This is a genomic window from Pseudorhodobacter sp. MZDSW-24AT (genome assembly GCF_002794355.1).
GTDB lineage: Bacteria > Pseudomonadota > Alphaproteobacteria > Rhodobacterales > Rhodobacteraceae > Pseudotabrizicola.
This window is the reverse complement of record NZ_PGOI01000023.1, coordinates 1-3,755: the sequence shown is the minus strand read 5'-3', so window position 1 is coordinate 3,755 and position 3,755 is coordinate 1. Positions and strand designations below refer to the sequence as shown.

5 protein-coding genes are annotated in these 3,755 nt (G+C 64.2%); 4 read left to right on the top strand and 1 reads right to left on the bottom strand.

Annotated elements, in window-relative coordinates:
* From CUR21_RS18445 to CUR21_RS18705, 3 genes are all read left to right on the top strand, one after another.
* A partial coding sequence (locus CUR21_RS18445) for a class I SAM-dependent methyltransferase (protein WP_369802552.1) occupies positions 1–1,045 on the top strand: 1,045 nt, incomplete at its 5' end.
* Between the two features lie 4 nt (positions 1,046–1,049).
* The gene (gene pgeF, locus CUR21_RS18440; RefSeq protein WP_100198532.1) at positions 1,050–1,802 is read left to right on the top strand and encodes a peptidoglycan editing factor PgeF; all 753 of its coding nucleotides are present in this window, start codon (positions 1,050–1,052) and stop codon (positions 1,800–1,802) included.
* Between the two features lie 243 nt (positions 1,803–2,045).
* Positions 2,046–2,192, top strand: coding sequence for a hypothetical protein (locus CUR21_RS18705; protein ID WP_157792064.1), 147 nt, complete (start codon positions 2,046–2,048; stop codon positions 2,190–2,192).
* Positions 2,193–2,583: 391 nt separating this feature from the next.
* Here the strand turns inward: CUR21_RS18705 and CUR21_RS18435 are convergent, their stop codons facing one another.
* A complete protein-coding gene (locus CUR21_RS18435; protein WP_100198531.1) occupies positions 2,584–3,084 on the bottom strand; it encodes an Lrp/AsnC family transcriptional regulator in 501 nt (166 codons plus the stop codon).
* A gap of 213 nt (positions 3,085–3,297) precedes the next feature.
* Here CUR21_RS18435 and CUR21_RS18430 point away from each other — a divergent pair.
* Positions 3,298–3,755: NAD(P)/FAD-dependent oxidoreductase (locus CUR21_RS18430; protein WP_198431754.1), on the top strand; the 458-nt coding region annotated here is incomplete at its 3' end.

Below are 3,755 nucleotides of genomic sequence, written 5' to 3'. Positions count from 1 at the left end.
GGCCCGCATCATCGCCGCGCGCATCGCGGCCACGGGCCCTCTGACGCTGGCCGATTACATGGCCGAATGCCTCCTGCACCCCGAGCATGGCTACTACACCACCCGCACGCCTTTCGGCGCGCATGGCGATTTCACCACTGCCCCCGAGATCAGCCAGATGTTTGGCGAGCTTCTGGGCCTCAGCCTCGCGCAGGCCTGGCTGGACCAAGGCGCGCCCGCCCGCTTTACGCTGGCCGAGTTGGGGCCGGGGCGCGGCACGCTGATGGCGGATGTGCTGCGGGCCACGCGCAAGGTGCCGGGGTTCCATGCGGCTGCGCAGGTCGTGCTGCTCGAAGCCTCCCCTGCCCTGCGCGCGCAGCAGGTGGCGCGGTTGGCCCCCCACCCCATATCCCATGCCACCCAGATCGACGACTTGCCCGATCAGCCGCTGTTCCTTTTGGCGAATGAATTCTTTGACGCCCTGCCGATCCATCAGTTCCACCACGATGGCCGCGTCTGGCGCGAACGGTTGGTGGGGCTGCAAGGCGGCCACCTTGCCTTTGGCCTGTCTGACCCGCTGGTCCCCGACAGCACCCTGCCCGCCTTTCAAGATCCCACACCGGGCCGCGTGGTCGAGGTCTGCGCTGCCGCCCGCCCTTATGCCATGGTGATCCATGACCGCATCAATCGCCACGGTGGCGCGGCGCTGATCGTCGATTACGGCGGCTGGCGCTCGACCGGAGACACCTTTCAAGCCCTGCGCCAGCACGCCTTTGCCGATCCGCTGGCCAGCCCCGGCGAAGCCGATCTGACCGCGCATGTCGACTTCGAGGCGCTCGCCGCCTGTTGCGCCCTGCCGCATGGCTATGCCACACAAGGCGCTTTCCTGACCCGCCTTGGCATTGACGCCCGCGCGGCCCGGCTTGCTCAATCCATGACCGGTGCCGCCCTTCAATCGCATCTTGCCGCGCATCGGCGCTTGACCCACCCCGATGAAATGGGTTCGTTGTTCAAAGTGCTGGGGCTTCACCGCGCCGGCACCCCCCTGCCGCCGGGATTGGCCTGACACCATGAGCTTGGACATCATCACCTCTGATGCGCTGCATCTCCGCCACGGGTTCTTCACACGCAAGGGCGGTGCCTCCTCGGGCATTTTTGCCGGGTTGAACTGTGGCGCAGGCTCCACCGACCTGTCGGATGCGGTGGCCATCAACCGCGCCCGCGTGGCCGCCGCAATGGACGTGCCGCTGGACCACCTGATCGGCGTGCATCAGGTGCATTCCGCCGAAGTGATCCGCGCCACCGGCCCCTTGCCCGTGCGCCCCCATGCCGATGCCCTGGTCACCGCCACCCCCGGCCTTGCGCTGTCGGTGCTGTCGGCCGATTGCCAGCCGGTGCTGTTTGCCGATACCTCTGCCGGGGTCATCGGCGCGGCCCATGCCGGATGGCGCGGCGCGATGGATGGCGTGCTCGAGGCAACGCTGGACGCGATGGAATCCTTGGGCGCGAATCGGCAGGCCATCGCCGCCGTCATCGGCCCCTGCATCAGCCAGCGCGCCTATGAGGTCGGCCCCGAATTCTTCGACTCCTTCACCGCCGAAGATCCCGACAACACCCGCTTTTTCATCAACGGCAGCGGCGACCGCCTGTTGTTCGACCTGCCCGGCTTTGGCCTTCACCGCCTGCGCCGCGCCGGGGTGGGCCATGCCGAATGGACCGGGCATTGCACCTATCACGATCCCGAGCGATTCTTCTCCTACCGCCGCACCACACATGCGGGGGAGGCCGATTACGGGCGTCTGATTTCGGTGATCCGCCTTTAGCCTGCGGCAAGATTGCGGCAAACTTTGCCAGCGAATGCGGAAACAATCCGCTCAATTTGCCTCGGATTGTCGCCACATCCCTTGATTTCCTCAGCTTTGCGCGGATGAATTCCTGCGCCTTATTCCTCCGTGCGCGACGGTGCCTGCACCACAATCTTTCACATTTGCCGCCCAGCGACTGCCCCAAACTCTGGTCAAGCTCGCAGCAGGATCGACAGTCACTTCAGTCAAAGGAACAGACCCATGAAAAAAGATCGCCGTTGGTTGAAATCCGTGATCGCCGCCAGCCAAGCTGCGCAGACCGCCCTGCCATGGGCCCGCGCCGCCCGGCGCAAGCCCGCAGCCGTCACATCGGCGCCCGCCCAGCCCCGCGCCCTCGCGGCCCGCTGATCGAATCGCCTGTGCTGCACGTCAGGCCGCGCGGCCCGCGCGGCCTTTTCTGTCTCTCGCCCAAGCTGCCACGATCCCGCCACAATTGACCTTTGGTCGTTGACACAGTCAGAACAATGCACAGCGATGCGAGCTATTGATTAAAATTCTTCGCCGAAATGCGGAAAACCTTTGACGAACTGCCCGATTATCGCCATGTTCAGACTATCACGGTCTACCACCTGCTTGGTGGTCTGGCCAACGGTGTAAGACCCGCGCGAAATGCGGGGGCAGCGTTGGGCAGCACGACTGTAGCTTTGGCAAAAGCGGCCCCGGTGCTCCTCTGGCACAATAACGGGGCCGCTTTTTGCTTTTAGGGGTCCGCGCCTTGCGCGCCCTCCCCTGATCGCGTTCAGGCCGTTTTGGCCAAACGCGCTTCCAGCACATCGAAGGGCACGCCCGGCTCGTCCTTGGCGCAACGGATCACAAGGCTGGTTTTGACATTGGCCACATTCTCGGCCTTCAGCAGATCGCCGGTCAGAAAGCTCTGGAACGAAGAAAGATCGGGGGCCACGCATTTCAGAATGAAATCAATCTCGCCGTTGAGCATATGGCACTCGCGCACCAAGGGCCACGCACGGCAGCGCGCCTCAAAACTGGCCAGATCCGACTCGGCCTGACTCTGCAACCGCACCATGGCAAAGACCTGCACCTCGAACCCAAGCTCGCGCGCGTCGATATCGGCGTGATAGCCCTTGATGAACCCCGCCTCTTCCAAGGTGCGCACCCGGCGCAAACACGGTGGCGCGGAAATCCCCACCCGTTTGGCAAGTTCCACATTGGTCATCCGCCCATCCGCCTGCAATTCGGCCAGAATCTGACGGTCGATCGGATCAAGCTTTGAAACGGCCATGGGCAACTCCTTTTGCGCCTATCTAGGCTTGCCCCCCGTGTCGCGCAACAAAGTTTCACCGACGCGCAGGAATATTTCGCAAATCCTCCGCCCCGCGCAGCAATTCCTTGCCCCTGTGCAAGGCGTCTCGCCCCCGCAGGCCCGTGAAAGCAGGGCTTTCCGCCCCGCGCGCAAGCGCCTATATCAAGGCCGCACAGAAAACTTGGGGGCACCATGACCAACACCCGGCACACACGCGTTCTGATCATCGGCTCCGGACCGGCCGGGTATACGGCAGCGGTCTACTCCGCCCGCGCCATGCTGAACCCCATTCTGGTGCAAGGCCTGCAACCCGGCGGCCAGCTCACCATCACCACCGAGGTCGAGAACTGGCCCGGCGATACCCATGTGCAAGGCCCCGATCTGATGGTGCGGATGCAGGATCACGCACAGGCCATGGGCGCGGAAATCATCAGCGATTACATCACCTCGCTTGATCTGTCCAAACGCCCCTTCACCGCACAGGCCGACAGCGGCACCACCTACACGGCCGATGCGGTGATCCTTGCCACGGGCGCGCAGGCCAAATGGCTGGGCCTGCCGTCCGAGGAAAAGTTCAAGGGCTTCGGTGTTTCGGCCTGCGCCACCTGTGACGGGTTCTTCTATCGCGGCAAGGAAGTGGTCGTCATCGG